The organism is uncultured Caballeronia sp. (assembly GCF_964243625.1).
Lineage (GTDB): Bacteria > Pseudomonadota > Gammaproteobacteria > Burkholderiales > Burkholderiaceae > Caballeronia.
The window spans coordinates 1-5350 of sequence record NZ_CAXTGZ010000422.1; the positions used below are offsets into that span (position 1 = coordinate 1).

Sequence of the window (5350 nt, forward strand, 5' to 3'; positions counted from 1 at the left end):
TTCTCTTCCATCAGATACGGAATGCACGGATTTGAATTGATGACGATTTCATACGCGAGTCCCATTTGCCCGCGCCGGTAACTCTTTTCCGTCGACAGAAAATGTTTGCCGAACGACCAGTGCCGATAATTCACCGGCATGCCCACCGACGCGTACGCATCCATCATCTGCTCGGCGCTGATGAGTTCAAGCTGGATGGGATAGACGTCGAGCCCATAGCGTTGCGCGACACGCGCAATCTCGGTGTCATATTCCTCGATGAGTTCGAACGTCCAGTCCGAAGGACATGGCAACGGTCTCTTTTCCGCCACGTTCATGGTGTCTCCCTCCGGCGTCGCGCTTGCGCGCGGCTTCCTGACCTTTTGCGGCGCGCTGTCCTGTGCTTTCAGTTCTTCGCCAGGTTTCAGGTGGTACCCGCGTGCTTCGTTGTTCAAATGCCTTGTCGTCATGCAGCCGCCTGTTGTTTTTCGAACAGTTCGCGAAAGACCGGATAAATATCCGCAGCCGATTCGACTTTTTTCATCGCGAGTTCCGGCGCGCTCTGCGCCAGATGTGCATATTCGACCCAAAGGTTCTGCTCTTCAGGCGCGACCTGGATATACGCGAAATAGCGCACCTTATGCAGGATGTCTTCGGACAGGAGCTTGCGGCACTTGGGCGAGTCATCCGTCCAGTTATCGCCGTCAGAAGCCTGCGCGCCGTAGATATTCCATTCCGAGGGCGAATAACGCTCGTCCATGATCTTTTTCATCAACTCGAGCGCGCTCGATACCACCGTGCCACCGCTTTCTGTTGAATGGAAGAACGTTTCTTCATCGACTTCCTCTGCACGCGTGTGGTGCCGGATAAAGACCACTTCGATCTTTTCGTAATTCCGGTTCAGGAACAGATACAGAAGAATGAAGAAGCGCTTGGACAAGTCCTTGCGCTGTTCGTCCATGGAACCGGACACGTCCATCAGGCAGAACATGACGGCCTTGCTGGAGGGCGTCGGCTGTTTGGCCCGGTTGACATACCGCAGATCGAACGGGTCGATAAACGGAATCCGCGTGATACGCCCCTTCATGATCACGATCTCGGCTTCGAGCCGCGCAATCTCTTCAGGGTCACCTTTCTCGTCCAGAAGCACTTCGAGCTGACGCTCCATCTCATGCAACTGACGCGACAGGGGCGAACCCAGCGCGATCCGGCGCCCGAGTGCGCTGCGCAGCGACCGGACGACGTCGATGTTATTGGGCGTGCCTTCCGCCGAAAAACCCGCGCGCACGTTCTTCCAGGTCGGCACGGCGGCCAACTGGGTTTTGACGAGGCGCGGCAACTCGAGGTCATCGAAGAAATACTGCATGAACTCTTCACGCGAGAGCTCGAACACGAAGTCGTCCTGCCCTTCGCCTTCGTTGCTCGCGCTCTTGCCGCCACCGCCTCCGCCGCCATTCGGACGCGCGATCTTGTCGCCACGAATGTACTCGGCGTTGCCCGGATGCACGAGCTCGCGCTTTCCGCCAGGGCCATGCCGGAACGACGGTTCGGCGATGTCCTTTTTCGGAATCGTGATGCTCTGCGTGCTTTGAATGTCCTTGATGCTGCGGTCTCGAACGGCGTCCGACACCGCGCGGCGGATGTAGTTTTTGACACGACGCAAAAAGCGTTCGCGGTTGGCAATGCTCTTGTTCTTACCGGCTAACCTGCGGTCGATGATTTGATGCAGCACATCCAGTCTCCCGCGTAATTGGCGAGGAAGCGAAGCGCTCGTTTGCCTCAACCGCACGCTGCGGCGCGGACCGACAAGCACTCGCCAAGGTGCTCGCGTTTCACCGGTTAGATACCGGCGTCACGCGAACGTATGACTATAGAACTAGCAACACATTCCTGATTCAATCACGTTTTGCCTGGTTTCGCTTGGGAACAGATTTCCTCCTTCGCTCAAGACTGAACGCACCGTAACGCGACGCACCGAATTACGACGACTTGCGAACACGCAGATACCAGTCGCACAAGAGACGCACCTGCTTCGGCGTGTAACCCTTTGCGACCATGCGGTTGACGAAATCCTCATGCTTGCGCTGTTCTTCAGCCGATCCTTTGGCGTTGAACGAGATCACCGGGAGGAGCTCTTCAGTGTTCGAGAACATCTTCTTTTCGATCACCACCCGCAGCTTCTCGTAGGAGATCCACGCAGGATTCTTGCCGCCATTCGCCGCCCGCGCCCGCAGCACGAAATTCACGATTTCGTTGCGGAAGTCCTTCGGGTTGCTGATGCCGGCCGGCTTCTCGATCTTCTCCAGTTCCGCATTCAGCGACGCACGGTCGAAACTCTCGCCGGTATCGTGATCGCGGAATTCCTGGTCCTGGATCCAGAAATCGGCATAGGTGACGTAACGGTCGAAGATGTTCTGGCCATACTCGGAATACGATTCCAGGTAAGCCGTCTGAATCTCCTTGCCGATAAACTCGGCATACCGCGAGGCAAGCACGTCCTTGATGAACGACAGGTATTTCTGTTCGGTTTCCGGCGGGAACTGCTCGCGTTCGATCTGTTGTTCGAGCACGTACATCAGGTGCACCGGGTTGGCCGCGACTTCGGTGGAATCGAAGTTGAACACGCGCGAGAGAATCTTGAACGCAAAGCGGGTCGATACCCCGTTCATGCCTTCGTCTACACCCGCAAAATCGCGGTACTCCTGGAAGGATTTCGCCTTTGGATCGGTGTCTTTCAGGTTCTCGCCGTCATAGACCTGCATCTTCGAAAAGAGGCTGGAATTCTCCGGTTCATGAAGACGCGTCAGCACCGCCATTTGCGCCATCATCTTCAGCGTGCCAGGTGCGCACACTGCGTTCGTCAACGAAGAATTACGCAGCAGCTTCTCGTAGATCTTCATCTCTTCGCCATAGCGCAGGCAATACGGCACCTTCACCACGAAGATACGATCGAGCAGTGCTTCGTTGTTCTTGTTGTTGCGGAACGTCTTCCATTCGGACTCGTTCGAGTGAGCCAGCACCACGCCGTCGAACGGAATTGCGCCGAAACCTTCCGTACCCTTGAAGTTGCCTTCCTGAGTGGCGGTCAGGAGCGGATGCAGGACCTTGATTGGCGCCTTGAACATTTCGACGAACTCGAGCAAGCCCTGGTTCGCGAGACACAATCCACCGGAGTAGCTGTAGGCGTCGGCATCATCCTGTGAAAAGGTTTCGAGCTTGCGGATGTCGACCTTGCCGACCAGTGACGAGATGTCCTGATTGTTTTCATCGCCCGGTTCGGTCTTGGCAATACCGATCTGGCGAAGGATGGAAGGATAGCGACGAACGATGCGGAACTTGCGGATGTCGCCGTTGAATTCATGAAGGCGTTTGACGGCCCACGGGCTCAGGATGTTCTTGAGGTAGCGGCGCGGAATGCCGTATTGCTCTTCGAGAATGGGACCGTCTTCGTCGTAGTCGAACAAGCCAAGAGGTGACTCGTTGACGGGCGAACCCTTGATTGAGTAGAAAGGAACACGCTCGGCCAGTTGCTTCAGACGTTCGGCAATGGATGACTTGCCGCCGCCTACCGGACCCAGCAAATACAGGATCTGCTTCTTTTCTTCCAGCCCTTGAGCTGCATGCCGGAAGTACGACACCACCTGCTCGATCACTTCCTCCATTCCGTAGAACTCACGGAATGCTGGATACACCTTGATCACCTTGTTTGCAAACACACGCGATAAACGCGGGTCCGTGCGCGTGTCGACTGACTCCGGTTCCCCGATAGCCGCCAACATCCGTTCGCCCGCTGTTGCATACGTTGCAGGATCGTCTTTGCAGAGCGCGAGATACTCTTCGAGCGAGAATTCCTCCTCGCGGGTTTTTTCGAAGCGGGTCGCGAAACTGCTGTAGATATCCATGCTACCTCCTCGCCGAAGTCAGAAAGCAATGTGTGCGCGGCGCGCCTAATCAGAACAACATCGCTTCAGTTCATCCTAAACCTATTCGAATTTTTTTTCATGCAAATGCGTTGCTGATTTGCTTCGAAGTATTCCTAGCTTGGTGGAATATTTTCGTTCACCTACAATCATCATCCCGACTCGCGAAACGTCTTCGGCAATAGCTGCACAGCCTTGCTGTACAAGCCCTGGACTCATGCGCACGCTGGCAGCCGAAGCACCCGGCTGCTGCTGCCGCAGACAAGTCGCGCGCCGCGTTTGTGCAGCGTGCTTATGCCCCAGGTTATCCATCGCTTATCTACCGGTCATCCACAGACTCATCCACATGTTATCCACCGCGATGAAGCATGTGTGACGCATCGACTGCCTTGCTCCATGCGTATATACGCACGACCAAGCCCAAACGATGCAGACGCAATGTTCTTTTTGGTCTTTCTTACACAACGAGTCGCAATGGCATCGGTTGACCTCCGGTACCCGGCGTTTTGGCGTTGCATGCATGCTTGTGCATTCAATACCCTATATGCGCAAAGGGATTTGCGAAATAAAAAAGGCACTCATTCGAGTGCCTTGATTTAGTGCTGTTTCTACAACGCCATAGCATTGGCGCTCAGCGTTACAAACCTGTTAAAGCTTCGTTCATGCGCGCTTCGGCCGCATGCGTCATGCCTATTCGAGCGTCAATTCAATATCCCCGATACGGTCGATCCGTCCACTTACTACACCTGGCCCCTCAATGCGGCGTGCACCCGTGTACGAACCCGTCGTGACGGTCCAAAAAGGCTGCACAGTATGTCCGTTCGTGCTGCAATGATTGACGAACCACACCAGCAGTTCACGTGGATCACCAGCGGGGTTGCCTGCGGTCGGCGGAACGATCGAGACACCGTCGACGGTCAGTTCGAGTTGTGGCGACAAGAAGTCGAAGCCCGGTGAGATCACTTCGTACGGCTCCATCTTGCCCACGATCAGTGCACCGTTGTTCTGCGAATCGGCTAGTTGCGCAAGCGGCGCAAGGTTCGGCCATTGGGCGAAACGGCTATCGACGACTTCGAGCGCCACCGCCATGCCGCCCAGCGCCGCAAATACTTCGCTGCGGCTGTAAGCTTCCGCGCGCGCCGGAAGTGCATGAGAAAAACGAAATGCCACTTCCATTTCGATCAAAACGCGAAAGAAAGACGCATGCGCAATGCGCGCCGGTGATGTGTGGACGAGCTCCGCATCGATAGGCGCCGTGTTCGCCTGCGCGCCGGGCGAGCGTGCGCCGACTTTCCACGCGCCGATCCGGGCGCCTGTCAGCGACAGGACTTCATGCTGGATGGCGTAAGCCGCGTTGGCGTCGGCGGGAATATCTGCCGACTCGAGGTCCTCGATCAGCGTTCGCTGCCGGCGGGCCTGCACGAGTTGCGCGGCGAGAGTGGATTCGGTCA

The 5350-nt window shown here is 56.2% G+C and carries 3 protein-coding genes and 1 pseudogene; all 4 read right to left on the reverse strand.

The features are described from left to right. Positions 1-317: pseudogene (locus ACFFAR_RS23560) on the reverse strand (SpoVR family protein); the annotation flags it as partial. Positions 318-445: 128 nt separating this feature from the next. After that, positions 446-1711: a YeaH/YhbH family protein gene (locus ACFFAR_RS23565; RefSeq protein WP_061999378.1), complete on the reverse strand. Its 1266-nt coding sequence runs from the start codon at positions 1709-1711 to the stop codon at positions 446-448. A gap of 247 nt (positions 1712-1958) precedes the next feature. After that, a complete protein-coding gene (locus ACFFAR_RS23570) occupies positions 1959-3881 on the reverse strand; it encodes a PrkA family serine protein kinase (protein ID WP_061999377.1) in 1923 nt (640 codons plus the stop codon). 708 nt (positions 3882-4589) lie between these two features. Next, positions 4590-5350, reverse strand: a 761-nt coding sequence (locus tag ACFFAR_RS23575) for a hydratase (protein ID WP_174364555.1), incomplete at its 5' end; no start/stop codon positions are given.

Bases quoted from the DNA above. Each gene is read 5' to 3' on its own strand.
- ACFFAR_RS23570 (WP_061999377.1), bottom strand. From the start codon at position 3,881: ATGGATATCTACAGCAGTTTCGCGACCCGCTTCGAAAAAACCCGCGAG.